Source organism: Erythrobacter donghaensis, assembly GCF_002155425.1.
In the GTDB taxonomy this organism is placed as follows: domain Bacteria; phylum Pseudomonadota; class Alphaproteobacteria; order Sphingomonadales; family Sphingomonadaceae; genus Erythrobacter; species Erythrobacter donghaensis.
Genome location: NZ_MUYG01000011.1, coordinates 141,226 through 159,745, shown reverse-complemented (window position 1 = coordinate 159,745; position 18,520 = coordinate 141,226). Strand labels below are relative to the sequence as shown.

Here is an 18,520-nt window from a genome sequence, read left to right as displayed (position 1 = left end):
CTTCACCTGATGACGCCGCCGCCCGATAGTCGCGCGCACCGCAGACACGCGTCAGGGGAGTGCCGCCAATGCCGATCAAACCTCCGTTTCCGCTTCTGGCAGGCTGCACGCTGGCGATCCTGCCAGTGCCGCTGGCCGCCCAGCAGGACAGCGGCCCGCCGACCCGCGCCGAGCTCGATCGCCAGTCCGCAGAGGCGATGGCCAAGTCCGAAGCCAAGGTGAAGGCCTGGTTTGCCGACAGCAATGTGCAGGCGCTGAAAGCCCGGGCCGACGCCGGGGATGCGCGTGCGCAGGTCCAATTTGCGGACAGGATCCGCGCCGACATCTTCGGCCAGATCTGGTCGCGCGACAATATCAACCAGAGCATGCTGCGCTACTACGCGATGGCGATGGCGCAGAACCATGGCCCGGCCTTTGCGCGGGTCGGTTCGCTGGCGGAATCGCCCGATGACAGCTACACCCTGAAAGGCGGCGCGCGCGAGTTGGGCGAGGCTTTCGGCTATTACGAAAAGGGCGCCGAACTGGGCGACCGGGATGCCATCGCGGGCTATGTCCGCATCGCGCTCAACCCCAATTTCTGCACCTTCTGCGAGGACAAGGGCAGCCTGACCTTCGACAGGGAGAAGGTGCTGGCGGCGGGCCTGATGACGATGTCGGACACAGTCGGGCTCTACGGTCCGCAGCGGACCGCAGCCTACCGCGCCGAAAAACGCAGCGCGGCTGACAAGGCGCGCAAGTTCGCCTCGGCGGGGCGGCTCGATCCCGGCGACAAGGCTAGCCACCAGATGGCCGCCGCGCTGCTGGAAGGGGTGCCTGTGCCCGACAGGGCGCGCGAGACAATCTATCTTGAAGGCAAGGCCGTGGCCGGATTGCGGCCGACCGACAAGTCCGTCCAATGGCTGCTTACACCCGATCTGCCCGAGGCCGAGCGCATCCTGCTGGAACTGTCGATGCGCGGCGATGTGCTGGCGACCCGCAAGCTGGCGGAGCTTTATCTCAAGGGCCGCAATGCATTGCCCTCGGTCGCGATCCCGAAAGACCCGGCCAAATATCTCTACCACATGAAGCGTGCGGTCGATCAGGGCAGCATGATCGCGGCCTATTCCGCCGGGATCGAGCTGCTGCGCGGGAACAATATTCCGGTGGACCTCAAGCTCGGCGCGGACTTCATCTCGACCGCCGCCGCCGCCGGGTTCGGCCCGGCCGAGGAAATGGCGGGCTATGTCTTCCGGGACGGCGTGGGCACCGAGAAGAACCCCGAGGTCGCCCTGATCCTGTTCGAACGCGCGGCCAACAACGGCCAGCTCAAGGCCGCCGAGGAGGCCGAGGCGCTCTACCGCGCCGGCTATGGTTCGGATCAGCCCGGCGTGCGCTCGGCAGGGGCCCTTGCGATGGCGGCCAAGGCCAAGTCGATCCGGGAGCTTTCCCCGCTGATGGCCGACGCAGTGCGCCGCGCGCATTGGGACAAGTTCAAGTAGCGCGGGCTAGCCTTCGATCAGCACGAAGGGCGCCCACACCGCCGGGTCGCTTTCGCCCGCGATCCCGCTCTGCCCGCGCACCATCGCCAGCTGGGCGGCGCGCAAGGCCTCGGCCCGGTCTGCGCCCGCTTCTGTGCGGCGCAGCGTTTCGACCGAGAGGAACGCGGCGGCATCATCGCGCACCGGCCAGTGCGACAGCAGCAGCGACCGCGCGCCCGCCAGCTGAAAAGCCCGCGCCAGCCCGCCATAGGTCGCGCTGCCGCGGCCATTGCCCGCCGCGGTGTTGCAGGCCGACAGGATCACCCAATCGGCATTGAGGTCCAGCGCCGCGATTTCCGAAGCGGTGAGCAGGCCGTCATTGCCGGAAGCCGCCGCATCGGGCGGGGTCAGCACCAGCGCCGGTTCGCTCAGCTGCGCGATCTGTCCGCCCACCAGCCCGTGGGTCGAGAAAGCCAGCACGCGGTAATCGCCCAGCGGCGCCGCGCGCACCTGCGGCTCGGTCGCCTGCGCGCCGGTGAGCAGCAGCGAAGGCTCCCCGGCGAAGGCGGCCTGCATCGCGGTCAGCTCCGCGAGCGAACCCGGCAGGGATGGCAGCGCGCGCAGATCGGCCGGATCGATGGCAAGGCCGCGCAGCGAGGTCGCCGCGCCGTTGGTCCGGGCAAGAGCAGGCGCGCCGATCCCGGCAAAGCCCCGCCCCGGCGCACTGGCCGCCGCCCGCGTAATCGGGCGCAGGCTGGAGCGCACGGCAATCGCGAAATCCTCGATCAGGTAGCGTCCCGGCGTGTCCCCTGCGGCAGGCGCCGACATCAGCACCGCTGGCGGAATCTGCGCCAGCGGCCCGCCCGACGGGAAGATCAGCCGTGTCTTGCCAGCCAGCGCTTTTGCGGCTTCGGGCGGGAAGAACCGCCGGTAAATCTCATGCGCGGCCTCTGCGTCGAAGGCGCCATCTGCAATGCTGCTTTCCTGCAAGGAATCGCGCAGCTTCGCGATAAGCGCAGGGGTCGAGTTATAGGCCGATACCGTTTCGCTCCACGCAGCGTTGTCACGCGTCACGATAATCGCGGCGTTGCGGTCTTCGATCACCATCGGGATCACGATGGCTTCATCGGCCTCCAATCCGGCCTGCGCTTCGGCCAGCGTGGTAGGTTTGGGGCGGAGGAATTCGGCATGGTCGGGATAGCGCGCTTCAAGATCACGTTCGGCCGCCTCGCGCCGAGTAATTGCATTGCTGAGGTCCTCTGCGGTCACTGTGCCGGCCGCCAGCTGATCGCGTATTGCGGCTTCCTCGCCACGTGCCGCACGCACGGTATCCAGCGCTGCACCAAAACCGGCCGCATCCTTGGGATAGGATATTTGCGCCGAGGAAAGGGCCATCTCGCTAAGGGTTGCCAATTGAGCGGCGCGCCAGGCCTCCTCCATGCGACCGTTTTTCAATGCTACCCAGGCAAAATCGCGGAACAGCGTGTTGTTGCCCGCCGCAATCGTCCGAAGGTCCTGTGCGCGGGCATAGGTGTCGAGCAACTTGGCCTCGTTGGCGGCAACGCTCGCTTCCAGCAAAGCAAAGCCGCGATCGGGGGCGCCGGCGCGAGCCTGCGTTTTGGCGATCATCAATTCCCCGGTAATCCGCGCCGGATGGGTCGGCGGAAGTTTGGCTGCGAAGGCCGGGGCTGCAAGCTCGGCCATTTTCAGGGCTTCGGCATTATTGCCCAGAAAGCTCTCCGCACGTGCGAGCCGTGACTCGATAAATCCCCAGCGCAGGTCCGAAGGATCGGTGCCCTTAAGCAACGCCAGGCCCTCGCGGTAGGACGCTGCAGCCCCGGCAATGTCGCCTTCGCCCAAGAGCAGTCCGCCGATCAGTTCGCGGTGCATTGCCCGGTCACCTGCCGATTTGTCCCGTTCGACCGCAATCGCTGCACGTGCGATTTCCAGCGCTTCGCTGCGCCGTGCCAGTCCCGACAGGGCAACCGCGCGGTATTGCAAAATCGGATACAGCCGCGTGTCGTCCTCACCCCATTCCCGCACGGCAAGATCCGTGATCCGGGCAAAAAGCGTGGCCGCCTCGTCAAACCGGCCCGCGCTTTGCGCGCGATCGGCCATGTTGTACCACACGTCGATCCAGTAGGGGTGGCCTTCGGGCAGAATTTCAAGCGCAAGCCGCTCGCTGCGTTCGGCAGCCTCGCGCCCGGCCAGGCGGTCGGCATATTGCAGATGGGTGGCATGTTGGACCGCGAACCGAACCTGAAACGGATCGTCCGCAGGCAGATCACGACGGGCCAATTCCATCGCAGCCGCAAAGAACGCAACGGCGCCCGGCAGGTCGTCGCGTAGCATGGCGTCAGCACCCAGAGCCGACTGCGACAGCGCAGGGGCCAGCGGGGCGCTCCGCGTCGCGCTCGCTCCGATCGTCTTCAGTTCGCTGCGCGCCTGCTCCTTCAGCGCAGCATCGGCTCCACTTTGCAAGGTTGACCCAAGCCCGGCGACCCGGGTCACCGGATCAAGCTCTGCGTCGCGAAATTGCGCGTAAAGCGCAGAAGCTTCTGCATGTCGTTCCGAAAAATATGCAGCGGTGATTGCTTCGGAAGCAGTGCGGATGCGCTCCTGCGGGGTCAGCGGTTCGCTCGTATCCGCAAGCCTGGCAGAAGCCGCTTCGTAGCGGGCAACGCTGTCGATGATCGGAATATCGGCCGCGAATTCCTGAGCTTCGAGCGTGGCCGAGCCCGCCAGCAGCGCCAGCGCGGCAAGGGCGTTAATCGATGACCAGAAAATATGTCGCACGCTTTTGCCCCCCATTGGCGATTTCGATCGCGTAGCGCTGCGAGAACAACGGGGTGAAGCGGCAGCTGCGCCCCAGACCGGGATCATGTTCGCACACGACACGGTTCTTGGCATCCAGCAAGGTCAGGCGCAAGCGGGAGCCGGTATCGCCCGACAGCGCGATTTCGGCCGGTTTCCCGGCAAAAAACAATTGCTCGATGCCGCGCTCTTCGCCCGGTGCGAGCGTGCCGCGCTGGAATCCGGGGCCGAGCGCCCGGCCGCGAAGAGGGGCAGGGTCAACGCCCGCCGCCGCGCTCCACTGCGCCAGGCTGGCCTCGGCCTCCGGGCCCTGCGGCTGCACGCCGCGATTGCGCAGCCGGGTGACGGCAGCAGTGAGCGCAGGCGCATCAGCATCGACCTCCGCCTGCGCCGCCGCGGCCAGATCGGCAGCAACGCGCAAGGCCTGCGAGGTAGCGGCGGGCGGCGGTGCGGCTGCATCGGTAGGCGGTGGCGGCGAGGCTCCGGCGCATCCGCACAGCCCCACGGCCAGAGCCAGCATCGACAGAGCCCGCATCACCCCTCCTCCGGTGCCAGCATGAAATGCGCGCCGGGCTCGCTCGGCATGACGCGCAGGGTCAACCCGTGGCGCTCGGCGATCGCCCGTGCGAGCGCCAGCCCCAGCCCGGCCCCGGCCTGATCGCCCGCCTGCGCCGAAGGGCCGCGCCAGAACCGTTCGAACACCCGTTCGCGCTCGCTGGCGGCGATGCCAGGGCCGTTGTCGGCAACGCTCAGTCGCGACCCCGGCGCCAGCACGACCCGGATCGCGCCGCCCGGCCGATTGTACTTGAAGGCATTGTCGAGCAGGTTGGTCAAAATCCGTCCAAGCTGCGCCTCGTCACCCATCAGGCTGACATCGGGCGCGATGTCCCAGCTGAGGGCATATCCGGCGTCCTCGGCGCTGTCTTCGTACAATTCGCAGATCCGCGCGGTCATGGCGCTGAGGTCGACCAGCGCCATCCCCTGTCGCTGGCCCTGCTTCGCCTTGCTGGCAGCGATGTCGAGCAGCGCTTCCAGCGTGCCGACCAGCTGGCGAATCTCGCCGCGCGCGGCCACCAGATGGGCAGCGGTGGCAGGCGCGGGATCATCGGCCAGCGCCTTCGCCAGCCGCGCATCGAGATGCGACAGCGGCGTGCGGATTTCATGCGCGACCTGTTCGGAAGTCTCGCGATAGGCAGCCATCAGCTGGCGGTCGCGCTGAAGCGCGCGCGCGGCCTGCCGGGCGATATCGTCGATCTCGTCGGCACTGTCGGTCGCGGCGAGCGCCGAGAGCGCCTGATCGTCACCGCTGCGGAAGGCGGCATTGACCCCGGCAACCCGCTGCCGCACCCGCCCGCCAGCGGCCTGCGCAAACAGCGCGATGCAGGCGACGAACACCGCCCCGCCCAGCCCGAACACCAGCGCAACCCGCGACAGGATCGGCGCGCGTTCGGGCGCTTCGTGGGCGACCAGCAGGCGCAGATTGCCGGGCAACAGCGTGGCGCGGGCGTGCGCCTCGGTCTGGCGGCCGATCCGCACCGGGCCGCTTTCGGACACCGCCGGATCGAGCCCGGGCCACTCGGCCAGATCGCCTGCCACCCGCGCGCCCGTGGCATCGGCGAGCAGGTAATGCGCCCGCGCCCCGTCACTCGGCACCAGCGCCAGCCGGTCGGCAATCCGTCGGCTGAGTTCCTCGCGCCCGCCGCTGGCGTGAATATCGACCAGACCGGCGAGATCGACATCCACCCCTTCGCGCAGGGAAGCGGCGATGGTCTCGTTGATCGTCCGGTCGGTCACCCACCACAGCCCGCACAGGAGCACCGCCGAAAGCGCGGCGGACAGCAGCGTGATGCGGGCGAAGATCGAATGGCGCACGGTCAGATCGGCGTCCCGTCGAGCAGGCGATAGCCGGTGCCCCATACGGTCTCGAGCGCCGGACCGTCAAAGCCGTGCTCAAGCTTGCGCCTGAGGCGGCCGATATTGACATCGACGACGTTGGTCTGCGGATCGAAGCTCATGTTCCAGACATCGCGCAGCAGCATCTCGCGGGTCACGACTTCGCCGGCGTTCTCCATGAAATAGCGGAACAGCTCGAACTCGCGCGGGGAGAGCGAGAGGTGCTGGTTGCTGCGAAAGGCGGTGCGCGCCTTCACGTGGCATTCGAACGCGCCGTAGAGGATCACCGCGCTGTGTTCACGGCCCGAGGCGCGGCGGTGCAACGCGCGGATCCGGGCGAACAGCTCCAGCGCCTCGAACGGCTTGGCGAGATAATCGTCCGCGCCTGCTTCCAGCCCCTCGGCCCGGTCGCCGGTGCGGCCCAGCGCGCTCAGCATCAGCACCGGCGTGCTCACCCCGCTGTCGCGCAGCCGGGCGACCAGCGAAAGGCCATCGGCATCGCCCAGCATCCGGTCCATGATGATGACATCGAAGGCCTCCATCCCCGCCCGGCGCAGACCGGCAAGCCCGTCGCTCTCGACCTCGATGGTATCGCCCTGCTCCCAGCCCAGCGCACGCATGTCCGCTGCGGCGCGGGCATCATCCTCGATATACAGAACTTTCATCGCGGGTTCGTCCGATGCCTTTGAAGCGGTGGGGCTTGCGACATGGTCTGGCGGCACAGCGCGCGCGCCGCAAGCCCGGGCCGCCCGTCATGACAGGCATTGTCATCTTTATGTCAGCGCTTGTCGCTGGAGCGCTGCGCGAGCGCGGGCCATCGCACGACGTCTGACTGCACCGGCCCGGACGGGCGGTCAGGCGGCTGGCGTGGTGTGGGAAGATTGGATGCCCCGCAAGGATTCGAACCTTGATTGACGGAGTCAGAGTCCGCTCTCTTACCATTAGAGGACGGGGCATTGGCCTTGCCCCCGGCAAGATCCGGTCGGCGCAGCGAGAGCGCTCCCTAGTTTCGCGCGCGCGGGAGGTCAAGCGCTGACGTTGCGGGTGATTGCTTGCCCTTGGCAGAGGCTTGGGGTAACTTCCCCTCAGGTGCCATGCGCATGAGAGGCGTGCATGGTGATGTGAAAGTAATGTGATCATGGCGGAAACACTCCCGCCGGACAGGAATAACAGTGCTGGGAAAAACCGGGGCGGCAAGTCCGGCAAGGTAGCCGATTTCCGCTACAAGAAGCGCCCCCCTCAGCCCGAAGCCCGCAAGCCAGACCGTGCCGGTCGGCCCAAGGCTGCCAGCAACGATGCCCGCCGCGTGGTGCGCCCCTCTGCCGGAAATGGCAGCAACGGCAAGGTTGGCAATGGCAAGGACAGCAATGGCGCTGGCCCGCCGCGCCCCGATCTTGCCGAGATCGGCCCGCTGCGGCCCACCGGGCATGGCGAGGCCTATGCCGCGCTCGACCTTGGCACCAACAATTGCCGCTTGCTGATCGCTCGCCCCTCGGGCCGCGATTTCACCGTGATCGACGCCTTCAGCCGCGTGGTGAAGCTGGGTGAGGGCCTCGCCACCAGCGGACGGCTGAGCGATGCGGCGATGGACCGCACGCTGGCTGCGTTGATGATCTGCGCCGACAAGCTGCAACGCCGCAATGTCCGCCTCGCCCGCTCGGTCGCGACCGAGGCGTGCCGCCGCGCCGCCAACGGCCCCGAATTCATTGAGCGCGTGCGCCACGAAACCGGCATCGCGCTCGACATCATCAGCGCCGAGGAAGAGGCGCGGCTCGCGGTGCTGGGGTGCCACATTCTGCTCGAATCGGGGGATGGCCCGGCGGTGATCTTCGACATCGGCGGCGGATCGACCGAACTGGTGCTGGTCGAAGCCGGAGACGGCACATCGCGGGTGCCGCGCATTCTCGACTGGCACAGCGTTCCCTGGGGCGTGGTCTCGCTGACCGACACGGTCGGCCGGGCCGAGGACAGCGAGGCCGCGCGCATCGCCCGCTTTGCGCGGATGCGGGAACTGGTGACCGGCAGCTTCGCCCCCTTCGCCGCCCGGGTCGCCAAGGCTGCGCGGCATGAGGATATCCGCCTGCTGGGCACCAGCGGCACGGTGACGACGCTCGCCAGTCTCTACCTCGAGCTGCCGTCCTATGATCGCAAGGCAGTCGATGGCTTGATCGTGCCCGCCAGCGAGATGCGCGGGATCAGCGCGCGGCTTTCGGCGATGGCACCCTATGAACGCTCGACCCTGCCGTGCATCGGGCAGGACCGGGCCGAGCTGGTGGTGGCAGGCTGCGCCATTCTCGAGGCGATTCTAGACCTGTGGCCCGCGCGGCGGCTGGGGGTGGCGGACCGCGGCATCCGCGAAGGTATCCTGCGCTCGATCATGGCGGCCGAGCGCCAGTCGGAACGCACGCTCAAGGCCCTGCACCAGCAGCGCGGCAATGGCGCGGCCAGCGGGCGACCCCGCGCGTGACCCGCGGTGCCAAGACGCCGGGCAAGCGCGTCAAGACCGCCAAGGGCCGCACCGCGAGCCAGGTGCGCTGGCTCGAACGCCAGCTCAACGATCCTTACGTCCGCCAAGCCAAGGCCGACGGCTATCGCAGCCGCGCGGCCTACAAGCTGATCGAGCTGGACGAGCGATTCGGGCTGCTCAAGAACGCGAGCCGGGTGGTCGATCTGGGCATTGCGCCGGGCGGCTGGACGCAGGTGGTGCGCGCCAAGAAGCCCAAGGCCGAGGTGGTGGGGATCGACCTGCTGCCGGTCGAGCCGATCGAGGGCGTGACGATCTTCCAGATGGATTTCATGGACGACAAGGCCCCCGCGCTGCTTGCCGAGGCGCTCGGCGGGCCGCCCGATCTTGTCCTGTCCGACATGGCGGCCAACACCGTCGGCCACAAGCAGACCGATCACCTGCGCACCATGGGGCTGGTCGAGGCCGGGGCGTGGTTCGCGGTCGAGAATCTCGAACCGGGCGGAGCCTTTGTCGCCAAAGTGCTGGCAGGCGGCACCGACACCGATCTGCTGGCGCTGCTCAAGAAGCACTTTACCGCCGTCAAGCACGCCAAGCCCCCGGCGAGCCGCAAGGGCTCGTCGGAGTGGTATGTGATTGCTCAGGGATTCAAGGGCTGAGGCGCGCGAGGGAGCGAGCGAAAGCCCGCCTCCCCGCAACCACTAAGTTCTTAGCGGCCGGCGCCCGGGTTCGAAGCGACCGGCTGATCGGCGCTGTTGCCACCCGCGGCTTCGGCTGCGGTCGGGTTCTCGCCTTCGACCGGCGCCGCAGCGTCAGACGGATCGGGAGCGCCTTCCACACCAGCTTCGGCAGGCGCAGGAGCGGCGGGAAGCGGGATGTTGGCACCCTTCGAATTGAGATAGGCGGCAATCGCTGCGCGATCTTCAACCTTGGAGAGGCCCGCGAAGCTCATCTTGGTGCCAGAGACGTATCCCTTGGGGTTCTTGAGCCAAAGGTTCATCTTGTCCCAGTCCCAGGTGCCGCCCAGCGCCTTCAGCTCGGCGCTGTAGGCAAAGCCGCCCTTGGCCGCGACCGGGCCGCCCATGACACCATTGAGGTTCGGGCCAATGCCGTTGGCGCCGCCCGCGTCGATGGTGTGGCAGCTCTGGCACTTGGAATAGGCCTTTTCGCCCGCCGCGATCAGTTCGGCCGCCGGCATCGCGTTCAGCGCTTCGGCGATCGTCACTTCCGCCGGGCCGGCGCTTTCGTCGACCACGCCTTCGATCACGTAGCCGAGCTTTTCCGGGCGCTCGGGCTTGTCAGCTTCGAAGTAGTGCTTCGAAATCTGCGCCAGGCCGAGGCCGACGACGCCGGCAAACAGCACCCAGCCCGCGGCCGTGTTGAACAGATCGCCGCCACCATTCTGGCCTGCGGCTTTATCCTGCGAAGAATTGTCCTGTGTCATCCCGCGCGGCTCTTAATGTTGCGCAGCCGCGTGCGCAAGACCGATCGTGGCACGAATTCTTGCACCTTTTGCAAGCGGGCCAGTGCGGGGCTTGTGCGCCTGCCTTCTGGGTTCTAGGCGACGGTCATAATGCGATCCTTCCCCGGCCCCGCCCTTGAACTCGTCGACCGGATGCGCGCCGCTGCCGCCGCCGATCCGGCGCGCGCGATAGCCTTTCAGGGATCGCCGGGGGCCAATTCGCACCGCGCCGCGACCGAAGCCCGGCCCGACCGCGCCCCGCTGCCGTGCTTCAGCTTCGAAGACGCGCTCGAAGCGGTGAAGGACGGGCGCGCGGGCGAAGCGATCATCCCGATCGAGAATTCGCAGCATGGCCGCGTGGCCGACATCCACTTCCTGCTGCCCGAAAGCGGGCTGCACATCATCGGCGAATATTTCATGCCGATCCACCATGCGCTGATGGCACTGGGAAGCGGGCCGTTCGAAGCCGCCTACAGCCATCCGCAGGCGCTCGGCCAGTCGCGGCACTATCTGCGGACGCGGGGGATCGTGCCGCTCAGCCATGCCGACACCGCAGGCGCGGCGGCCTATGTGGCCGAGCGCGGCGACCCCACCGTAGCGGCAATCGCCCCGGCGCTGGCGGCAGAGCTCTATGGCCTCACCATCATCGAGCACAATGTCGAGGACAGCCCCGACAACATGACCCGCTTCGTCCTGCTGGCCAAACAGCCGCTCGCACCCGCAGCGCTGGCGGGCAAGCCGGTGATGACGACCTTCATCTTCGAGGTGAAGAACATCCCCGCCGCGCTCTACAAGGCGTTGGGCGGCTTCGCCACCAACGGCGTCAACATGACCAAGCTGGAAAGCTACCAGCAGGGCACCAGCTTTGCCGCGACGACCTTTTACGCCGACATCATCGGCGCGCCGGGCGATCCGGCGGTCGACCGGGCGCTGGAGGAATGCGCGTTCCATTCCAAGGAATTGCGCATTCTGGGCAGTTACGAACAGGCCCGCGCGCGGGGGTAGAGCGGCTTGGCCGGGGGCAGCGCGCGGTTTACCGTTGCGCAAGCCCCGGCGCCATGCCACCACCCTACATGGGATGACCGCTGCGGCCGCACAAACTCTGCCTGTTCCATCAGCCACTTCGGGTGCATCGCCTCCTGCCGGGTGGGAGGCCCTGCGCGCGGACGATGCTATCCAGTTCGCGCCGGTCGATATCCCCGAGATTCCCCCGCGCGAGCCTTCGTGGTTCGAAAAGATGCTGGCCGACTTCTTCGAATGGCTCGCCGATCTGTTCTCGCCCTTGGGCGGGGCGCTGGGCGGATCGTGGAGCTGGCTGCAATGGGTGGTGCTGGGCGTGGTGGTGCTGTTTGCCGCGGTGCTGCTGTTCCGGCTGTTCGGCGACGGCTTCGGCTGGCGCAGCAAGCCCACAGCCGAAGCGGCGGGGACAGAGGAGTGGCGCCCCGATGCCGCGGCCAGCCTCGCCCTGCTTGAAGATGCCGACCGGCTGGCCGCGCAGGGCCGCTTCGACGAGGCCACCCACCTGCTGCTGCAACGCTCGGTACATCATATCGCCGCCGCCCGGCCTGACTGGGTCGAACCGTCCAGCACCGCGCGCGAGCTGGCCGCTCTGCCGGCCCTGCCCAGCCAGGCCCGCGCCGCTTTCCGGGTGATGGCCGAAAGGGTGGAGCGCTCGCTCTTCGCGCTGCGGGCGCTCGAGCGCGCCGATTGGGAAGCCGCGCGCGCGGCCTATGCCGAATTCGCGCTCGCCCGGATCGATGGCACGCGGGAGCTGGCCGCATGACCACCGCCGCCACCAGCCGCGCCACCGGAGCAAACGGCCCCGCCTTCACCCGGTTCGGCGCCTTTGTGCTCATCAGCGCCGGCTTTGCCCTGTTTCTCGCGATGCTTTACCTGATCGGAGCGGGCGAGGATTTCGGCGGAGACGAAGGCGGCAGTCAGGCCCACTCGGCCAGCAATGGGCTCAACGGCTATTCCGGTCTCTTCCGCCTGGTCGAGGCCGAAGGCTTCGATGCCGAGCGGTCGCGCAGCCCCGGCGGGCTGGAGACGGACGGCCTGCTGGTGCTCACCCCCAGCCCCTATACCGAGGCCGAGGAGATCGCCGAGATCATCAAGGACCGCACCTATCGCGGGCCGACGCTGGTGATTGTCCCCAAGTGGCGCGCGATCGCGCCGATGCAGTTCCTGCCGCCCGAAGCGCGCGAGAAGTTCAAGCGCGGCTGGGTGATGCTGCTTGGCGCACAACCTGCGAACTGGCCAGAGGAATTGCCCGCGCCCTACAAATTCCGGCACGAGGCCACTGGCGAGCAGGTGCCGGAGACGCCCCCACCCGCAAAGAAGCCGCCGCCCGCCAAGCCGGGCACATGGCGCGGGTTTGGTGTGTCGGGCAGCCTGCCCGCCGCGCCGACGCTCTATGCCGAGCCGCTCTCCCCGCACGACGTGCTGATGACTGACGGCGATGGGCGCAAGCTCGCCTTCGCGGTGAACTTCGCGCGGGCGACCAATGCCGGGGCTGAGGCCAATGAACCCATCGTCGCCTACAATGCCCAGCCGGTGGTGTTTCTCGTCGAGCCTGACATCGCCAACAATTACGGCCTCGCCGACAAGACCCGCGCCGCCGCCGCGATGGCGCTGGTGACGCAGCTGGCCGATGAGGCCGATACTGACAGCGTCACCTTCGACATGACGCTCAATGGCTTCGGCGCGAGCGAGAACCTGCTGACGCTGGCCTTCCGCCCGCCCTTCCTTGCCGCGACCCTGTGCCTGATCGCGGCGCTGCTGATCGTCGGCTGGCGCGCGTTCCAGCGGTTCGGCCCGGCGGCGGCGAGCGGCGGCCCGGACATCGCTTTTGGCAAGCGCCAGCTGATCACCAACGGCGCAGGCCTGATCCTGCGCGCGCGCCGCTTCCGCCTGCTGGCCAAGCCCTATGCTTTGCTCTCGGCGCGGCGGCTGGCCGAACGCATGGGGCTGGCGCGGCCCGACCCCGAGGCGATCGACACCGCGCTCGCCCGCCGCCTGCCCGACGAAGAACCCTACACCCGCCGCGCCGCCCGGCTCGAAGCGGCGAGCAAGCCCGCCGACATCCTCGCCGCCGCCAAGGCGCTCGACGACCTCAACCGCAAGCTTTCCTGAGGAATGACCCGCAGATGACCATGACTCTCGACCAAGTCCGCAGCCTCGCCGATGCGATCCGCGCCGAAATCGCCAAGGCGATCGTCGGGCAGGAACCGATGGTGGACATGCTGCTGACCGCGCTGCTGGCGGAAGGCCACGTGCTGCTCGAAGGCCCGCCGGGCACCGCCAAGACCCTGCTCGCCAATGCCTTTGCGACCTCGCTCGGCCTCGATTTCGGGCGCATCCAGTTCACCCCCGATCTGCTGCCGGGCGACATTCTGGGTTCGAACCTGTTCAACTTCCAGACCAGCCAGTTCACCCTGACCCGCGGCCCGATCTTCTGCGACCTGCTGCTGGCGGACGAGATCAACCGCACCCCGCCCAAGACGCAGGCTGCGCTGCTCGAAGCGATGCAGGAACGCCGCGTGACGCTGGATGGGGAGACCTATTCGCTGCCCGCCAGCTTCATGGTGGTCGCAACGCAGAACCCGATCGAGAATCAGGGCGTCTATCCCCTGCCCGAAGCGCAGCTCGACCGCTTCCTGTTCAAGCTGCTGGTGCCCTATCCCGCCGAAGAGGAGGAGGCGCGGATTGTCACCACCTATGGCCAGCGCTCCGGCCCCCAGCGGCCCGCCGATCTGGGCGTGGTTGCGGTTACCGATGCCGCCGGGATCAGCGCGGCGAGCGCGGCGCTGGGGCAGGTCACCGTGGCCGAGGACATCACCCGCTATGTCGTGCGCCTGATCCGCGCGACGCGCGACCATGCCGAGCTCACTGTCGGCGCCAGCCCGCGTGCAGCGGTGCTGCTGGCCGGAGCCGCCCGCGCGCGCGCCGCGCTGGAGGGGCGCAGCTACGTGATCCCCGATGACGTCAAGGCGCTCGCCGTGCCGGTGCTGCGCCACCGCCTGACGCTGTCCCCCGCCGCCGAGATCGAGGGCCGCAATATGGAGGCGCTGGTCGCCGATCTGGTCGAAGCGACCGAGGCCCCACGCTAAGGTGCTGCGCGTCCTGCGCCTTGTCCTCGGGTTTCTGCTGCGTCCCCTGCGGCCGCTGCTGATCGTCGCGCCGACCGAGCGGGCGGCGTGGATGGCGGCAGCGCTCGCCCCGATGGCCTTGCTGCTGGCGACGACACAACCCGGAGCCTGGATCGTCGCGCCGGCGATGGTGGCGGCGCTGCTGGGGCTGATCGTGGTCGACGCCCTGCTCGCCGGACGGCTCGAGGCGTGGGAGCTGCGCACCGCCGAGGACGTCGAGGTCGGCCAGCCCAGCGACCTCACCGTCACCGCGCGCTTCGCCAAACGCCGCCCCTCGCGCGTCGAGGCTGCACTCTCCTGTGACCCGCGCCTCGCGCCCGAGGGCCGGATCGTGGTCAGCCTCGCCCCCGGGGCGGATGGCACGCAGTGGCAAGGCACCACCACGCTCACCCCCCTGCGGCGCGGCACGGCCGCGGTCGAGCGCGCATGGATGCGCTGGCAGGGGCCGTGGCATCTCGGCGCGCGGCAGGTCGATTATCCGCTGGACCGCGAGGTGCGCATCTGGCCCGATCTGTCGCCGGTGCGCTCGCCCGACCTGCAGACCTTCCTCAGGAACGCCCAGATCGGCCTCATCAACCGCCGCATCCGGGGCGAGGGCACGCAGTTCGAGGCCCTGTCCGAGTACGAACCCGGCATGGACCGCCGCCGCATCGACTGGAAGGCCAGCGCGCGCCACACCCGCCTTTACGCCCGCGAGAACGAGAGCGAGCGCAACAACCAGATCGTCTTCGCCTTCGATTGCGGGCAGGCGATGTGCGAGCCGGTCGACGGGTTGCCGCGCATCGATCGCGCGGTTTCGGCGGCGCTGACCTGCGGCTATGTTGCACTGAAGGGCGGGGACAAGGTCGCGCTGTTCGGCTTTGCCCGGCGGCCGCAGATCATCACCCCATTCATCGGCGATGCGCGCAGCTTTCACCGGCTGCAATCGGCGGCGGCGGGGCTCGATTACGAGCCGGTCGAGCCCAATTTCACCCTCGCGCTCGCCACCCTGACCGCGCGGCTCAAGCGCCGGTCGCTGGTGGTGGTGTTCTCCGACTTCACCGATCCCACCGCCGCCGAACTGATGGTCGAAAGCCTCGGGCGGCTGGTGAAGAAGCATCTGGTGCTGTTCGTCACCATGGCCGACAGCGAGGTCGAGGAACTGATCGCCGCGCCGCCGGGAGACATCGCAACCCTCGCCCGCTCGGTCACCGCCGATAGCCTCGCCCAGCAGAGGAAACTGGTGCTGACCCGGTTGCGGCGGCTGGGGATCGACGTGCTTGAAGCCCCGTGGGACAAGATCGGCCCGCGCCTGATCGACCGCTATCTCGCGATCCGCAACAGCGAGGCGATAGGATGAAAGCGCCGATCATCTCTTCATGGTTCGGGCGCGGCACGGTTGCCGCGCCGCCCGATATCGAAAGCGCGGCGCTGCGCTCCGACCGCTTCCGGCTAGAGCGTGAGGGCGAGTGGCGGCGGCTGGAGGATATCATCGCGCGCATGGAACGCGGCGGCATGCGGCGCATTGCGGACGAGGATCTGATGGCGCTCCCCGCGCTGTATCGCACCGCCACCTCTTCGCTTTCGGTCGCGCGCGAGACCAGCCTCGACGCGGCCACCCTCTCCTATCTCGAAGCGCTGGTGCAGCGCGCGTGGTTTCAGGTCTATGGCCCGCGCATGGGCTTCGTGCGCTGGCTGCGCGGGTTCCTGCTGGGCGGCTGGAGCCGCGCGGTGCGCGCGCTGTGGCTCGACATCTGCATCGCGCTGTTCGTGATGGTGGCGGGCACCATCGTGGGCTGGCTGCTCGTGGCGCAGGACGAGGCGTGGTATTACCGCCTCTTCCCCGCCAGCCCGGGCGAGGCCCGCGTGCCGGGCGCGAGCCGCGAACAATTGCTTGAAGTGCTGGCGACCGAGGAGAACGCCTCGGGTCTGTCGGCCTTTGCCGCGCAGCTGTTCAGCAACAATTCCGCCGTGTGCATCCTCGCCTTTGCGCTGGGCTTTGCCTTTGGCATCCCATCGCTGCTGCTGCTGGTGCACAACATGGCGCTGCTGGGCGCGCTCTTGTGGCTGTATGACGGGCAGGGAATCATGGTCGAACTGGCCGCGTGGCTCAGCGTCCACGGCACGACCGAGCTGTTCGGCATCCTCCTTTCAGGCGCGGCGGGGCTGCATATCGGGCGGGCGATGGCCTTCCCCGGCAAGCTGCCGGTGCTCGATGCCGCCGGAGCCGCCGGGCGGCGCGCGGCGGTGGTGATGGTGGGCGTGGTGATCATGATGATTGTCGCCGCAGTGCTCGAAGCCTTCCCGCGCCAGCTGGTCGAAGGCACGCAGAACCGCTTCATGATCGGCGGCACGATGCTGCTTTTCTGGCTCAGCTACTTCTTCCTCTATCGTCCGGCCCCTCCGGCCGAGAGCGGGGCCGCATGAGCAGGAAACCCGCCGCCCCTCCCGCAGATCGCCGTGCGCGCATAATGATCACGCCCGAAGGCCTTGCCCTGCCCGTCACCATCGCGCCCCGCGCCAGCCGGGCGGGCGCGCTGATCATCGACGTGATGATCATCGTCACCGGGCTGATCATCTTTCAGATGGTGATGCAGTGGATCGCGGGCGGCCTGCTGGACAGCACCGGCTTCGACCTCGAAGGCGGCGAGACCGGGGCCTTCGAATTCCTCATCATCCTGTTCGCCCTGGTCGTGTTCGTCACCTGGTATGGCTATTTCCTGGTGCAGGAACTGGGCCCGCGCGGGGCGACTTTGGGCAAGCGCATCGTCGGCATCCGCGTCGCCGCGCGCGGCGGAGCGCGGCTCACGCCCGAAGCGGTGATCGCGCGCAACCTGCTGCGCGATATAGAGATTTTCTATCCGCTCATCACGCTGGTCGTGCTGCTGGTGATGGCCAACACCGGGCAGGACATCGGCATCCTCGGCTGGGTGGCGGCGGGCTGGTTCGCGCTGTTCCTGCTGTTCCCGTTCTTCAACCACGACTCCTTGCGCGCAGGCGACATCGTCGCGGGCACCTGGGTGGTCGATCGCCCGCGCACCAAGCTGGCCGAGGTGCTCAGCACGCAGGGCGCCGCCACCGCCAACGGGGCGAGCGAGGTCACCGGCGCGCGCTACGACTTCGGCGAGGCCGAGCTGTCGGTCTACGGCGAGAAAGAGCTGCAAACGCTCGAACGGATGCTGCGCGATGCCCAGCCCGATGCGCTGAAGGCGGTTCATGCCGCGATCTGCCGCAAGATCGGCTGGGATCCCGGCGCGGGCGACGAGCGGGCTTTTCTCGAAGCTTTCTATGCGCAGTTGCGCGCCAAGCTCGAAGGCGACATGCGGTTCGGCAAACGCAAGGCGGACAAGCACTCATGAACATCGATCGACGCTTCTTCATCGGCGGTTCGCTGGCTCTCGGCGCCTCGGCCTGCATCCCGCCCGACCAGAGCCCGCTCGGGCGGCTGGCGGCGGAATTGCGGATCATCGAGGCCGCGGGCAATGGCACGCTGGGGGTGGAGCTCTACAACACCGCCACGGGCCAGTCGGTCGGGCTCAACAGCGACCGGCGCTTCGGCCATGCCTCCTCGTTCAAGTTCAGCCTCGCCGCGCTGCTGCTCCAGCGCCATGCGGCCGGGCTGATCGATGCCGACAGGCGGGTGACGTGGAGCGAGGCCGACATGCTCGAATACGCACCTTTTACCCGCGAGCGGATCGCCACCGGCGCAACCTTGCGCGAACTGGCGCGGGCGACGCAGATCACCTCGGACAATCCGGCGGCGAACATCCTGCTGCGCGAGCTTGGCGGGCCGGCGGGGCTGACGGCATTCTGGCGCAGCATCGGGGACGAGGTCAGCCGGGTCGACCGCTACGAGCCCGAGATGAACCTCGTGCCCAGCACCGAGTTCCGCGACACCACCACGCCCGCGGCCATGGCGCGCAACGTGGCGAAGATCATCTATGGCGACGTGCTGCCGGACGCCGAGCGGGCGGAATTGAAGCAGTGGATGGTCGAGACCGAAACCGGCCTCAACCGTGTCCGCGCCGGGCTGCCCGAAGGCTGGGTCGCGGGCGACAAGACCGGCACCAGCGGGCTGATCGGCGGCACCGAATATAATTATATCGACATCGGTTTTGCCGAAGGGCCCAAGGGCCAGCCCCCGATCACCTTCGCCTGCTATTTCCGCGCGCGCCAGACCGTGCCCGGAATGCAGCCCATCGGCGAACTGACGCTGTCGCGCATCGGCCGCATAATCAAGGAATTCGCCGAGCCGGAGCGCGGGCTGCCGTTGGTGGGGAAGATTTACTAATTCCCCCTCCCT

Annotated in this window: 16 protein-coding genes and 1 tRNA gene; 11 read left to right on the top strand and 6 right to left on the bottom strand. The window is 68.1% G+C overall.

Features of this window, described 5'->3' with window-relative positions:
- The first annotated feature begins 68 nt into the window (after positions 1–68).
- The gene (locus BZF59_RS12365; RefSeq protein WP_086608579.1) at positions 69–1,478 is read left to right on the top strand and encodes a tetratricopeptide repeat protein; all 1,410 of its coding nucleotides are present in this window, start codon (positions 69–71) and stop codon (positions 1,476–1,478) included.
- 6 nt (positions 1,479–1,484) lie between these two features.
- Here BZF59_RS12365 and BZF59_RS12360 read toward each other — a convergent pair whose 3' ends face one another.
- The 5 genes from BZF59_RS12360 to BZF59_RS12345 all read right to left on the bottom strand — a co-directional run bounded on the left by BZF59_RS12360 (position 1,485) and on the right by BZF59_RS12345 (position 7,120).
- Positions 1,485–4,253 (bottom strand): CHAT domain-containing protein, encoded by a 2,769-nt coding sequence (locus BZF59_RS12360; RefSeq protein WP_158094316.1) that lies wholly within the window; start codon positions 4,251–4,253, stop codon positions 1,485–1,487.
- Positions 4,225–4,806: a hypothetical protein gene (locus tag BZF59_RS16250; protein WP_158094315.1), complete on the bottom strand. Its 582-nt coding sequence runs from the start codon at positions 4,804–4,806 to the stop codon at positions 4,225–4,227. Before BZF59_RS16250 ends, BZF59_RS12360 begins: the two co-directional genes overlap by 29 nt.
- A complete protein-coding gene (locus BZF59_RS12355) occupies positions 4,806–6,188 on the bottom strand; it encodes a sensor histidine kinase (RefSeq protein WP_086608577.1) in 1,383 nt (460 codons plus the stop codon). Before BZF59_RS12355 ends, BZF59_RS16250 begins: the two co-directional genes overlap by 1 nt.
- Entirely contained in the window at positions 6,146–6,829 is a 684-nt protein-coding gene (locus BZF59_RS12350) for a response regulator transcription factor (protein ID WP_086608576.1), read from the bottom strand. Before BZF59_RS12350 ends, BZF59_RS12355 begins: the two co-directional genes overlap by 43 nt.
- 217 nt (positions 6,830–7,046) lie before the next feature.
- Positions 7,047–7,120 (bottom strand) — tRNA-Gln (locus tag BZF59_RS12345).
- Between the two features lie 182 nt (positions 7,121–7,302).
- Between BZF59_RS12345 and BZF59_RS12340 the strand changes: the two genes are divergently transcribed.
- Entirely contained in the window at positions 7,303–8,631 is a 1,329-nt protein-coding gene (locus BZF59_RS12340) for a Ppx/GppA phosphatase family protein (protein WP_086609187.1), read from the top strand.
- The gene (locus tag BZF59_RS12335; protein ID WP_086608575.1) at positions 8,628–9,287 is read left to right on the top strand and encodes an RlmE family RNA methyltransferase; all 660 of its coding nucleotides are present in this window, start codon (positions 8,628–8,630) and stop codon (positions 9,285–9,287) included. Before BZF59_RS12340 ends, BZF59_RS12335 begins: the two co-directional genes overlap by 4 nt.
- 50 nt (positions 9,288–9,337) lie before the next feature.
- Here BZF59_RS12335 and BZF59_RS12330 read toward each other — a convergent pair whose 3' ends face one another.
- Positions 9,338–10,072, bottom strand: coding sequence for a c-type cytochrome (locus BZF59_RS12330; RefSeq protein WP_086608574.1), 735 nt, complete (start codon positions 10,070–10,072; stop codon positions 9,338–9,340).
- 129 nt (positions 10,073–10,201) lie between these two features.
- On the opposite strand from BZF59_RS12330, the gene BZF59_RS12325 reads away from it, so the two are divergent.
- From BZF59_RS12325 to bla, 8 genes are all read left to right on the top strand, one after another.
- Positions 10,202–11,095, top strand: coding sequence for a prephenate dehydratase (locus tag BZF59_RS12325; protein WP_086608573.1), 894 nt, complete (start codon positions 10,202–10,204; stop codon positions 11,093–11,095).
- Between the two features lie 73 nt (positions 11,096–11,168).
- The gene (locus BZF59_RS12320) at positions 11,169–11,873 is read left to right on the top strand and encodes a hypothetical protein (RefSeq protein ID WP_086608572.1); all 705 of its coding nucleotides are present in this window, start codon (positions 11,169–11,171) and stop codon (positions 11,871–11,873) included.
- A complete protein-coding gene (locus tag BZF59_RS12315; RefSeq protein WP_086608571.1) occupies positions 11,870–13,222 on the top strand; it encodes a DUF4350 domain-containing protein in 1,353 nt (450 codons plus the stop codon). The genes BZF59_RS12320 and BZF59_RS12315 overlap by 4 nt, the downstream gene beginning before the upstream one ends.
- A gap of 14 nt (positions 13,223–13,236) precedes the next feature.
- A complete protein-coding gene (locus BZF59_RS12310; protein ID WP_211277397.1) occupies positions 13,237–14,199 on the top strand; it encodes an AAA family ATPase in 963 nt (320 codons plus the stop codon).
- Position 14,200: 1 nt separating this feature from the next.
- Positions 14,201–15,577 (top strand): DUF58 domain-containing protein, encoded by a 1,377-nt coding sequence (locus tag BZF59_RS12305; RefSeq protein ID WP_245806140.1) that lies wholly within the window; start codon positions 14,201–14,203, stop codon positions 15,575–15,577.
- Positions 15,574–16,644, top strand: coding sequence for a stage II sporulation protein M (locus BZF59_RS12300; protein WP_086608570.1), 1,071 nt, complete (start codon positions 15,574–15,576; stop codon positions 16,642–16,644). The genes BZF59_RS12305 and BZF59_RS12300 overlap by 4 nt, the downstream gene beginning before the upstream one ends.
- 44 nt (positions 16,645–16,688) lie before the next feature.
- Positions 16,689–17,576, top strand: a complete 888-nt coding sequence (locus BZF59_RS12295) for an RDD family protein (RefSeq protein WP_245806139.1) — start codon at positions 16,689–16,691, stop codon at positions 17,574–17,576.
- The gene (bla, locus tag BZF59_RS12290) at positions 17,573–18,508 is read left to right on the top strand and encodes a class A beta-lactamase (RefSeq protein ID WP_086608568.1); all 936 of its coding nucleotides are present in this window, start codon (positions 17,573–17,575) and stop codon (positions 18,506–18,508) included. The genes BZF59_RS12295 and bla overlap by 4 nt, the downstream gene beginning before the upstream one ends.
- Positions 18,509–18,520 lie beyond the last annotated feature (12 nt).

What these genes read in the sequence shown, in the direction of transcription:
- BZF59_RS12365 (WP_086608579.1), top strand. Translation starts at nt 69, where the DNA reads ATGCCGATCAAACCTCCGTTTCCGCTTCTGGCAGGCTGCACGCTGGCG.
- BZF59_RS16250 (WP_158094315.1), bottom strand. Translation starts at nt 4,806, where the DNA reads ATGCGGGCTCTGTCGATGCTGGCTCTGGCCGTGGGGCTGTGCGGATGC.
- BZF59_RS12355 (WP_086608577.1), bottom strand. Translation starts at nt 6,188, where the DNA reads ATGGGGCACCGGCTATCGCCTGCTCGACGGGACGCCGATCTGACCGTG.
- BZF59_RS12350 (WP_086608576.1), bottom strand. Translation starts at nt 6,829, where the DNA reads ATGAAAGTTCTGTATATCGAGGATGATGCCCGCGCCGCAGCGGACATG.
- BZF59_RS12340 (WP_086609187.1), top strand. Translation starts at nt 7,303, where the DNA reads ATGGCGGAAACACTCCCGCCGGACAGGAATAACAGTGCTGGGAAAAAC.
- BZF59_RS12330 (WP_086608574.1), bottom strand. Translation starts at nt 10,072, where the DNA reads ATGACACAGGACAATTCTTCGCAGGATAAAGCCGCAGGCCAGAATGGT.
- BZF59_RS12325 (WP_086608573.1), top strand. Translation starts at nt 10,202, where the DNA reads ATGCGATCCTTCCCCGGCCCCGCCCTTGAACTCGTCGACCGGATGCGC.
- BZF59_RS12320 (WP_086608572.1), top strand. Translation starts at nt 11,169, where the DNA reads ATGACCGCTGCGGCCGCACAAACTCTGCCTGTTCCATCAGCCACTTCG.
- BZF59_RS12315 (WP_086608571.1), top strand. Translation starts at nt 11,870, where the DNA reads ATGACCACCGCCGCCACCAGCCGCGCCACCGGAGCAAACGGCCCCGCC.
- BZF59_RS12310 (WP_211277397.1), top strand. Translation starts at nt 13,237, where the DNA reads ATGACCATGACTCTCGACCAAGTCCGCAGCCTCGCCGATGCGATCCGC.
- BZF59_RS12300 (WP_086608570.1), top strand. Translation starts at nt 15,574, where the DNA reads ATGAAAGCGCCGATCATCTCTTCATGGTTCGGGCGCGGCACGGTTGCC.
- BZF59_RS12295 (WP_245806139.1), top strand. Translation starts at nt 16,689, where the DNA reads ATGATCACGCCCGAAGGCCTTGCCCTGCCCGTCACCATCGCGCCCCGC.
- bla (WP_086608568.1), top strand. Translation starts at nt 17,573, where the DNA reads ATGAACATCGATCGACGCTTCTTCATCGGCGGTTCGCTGGCTCTCGGC.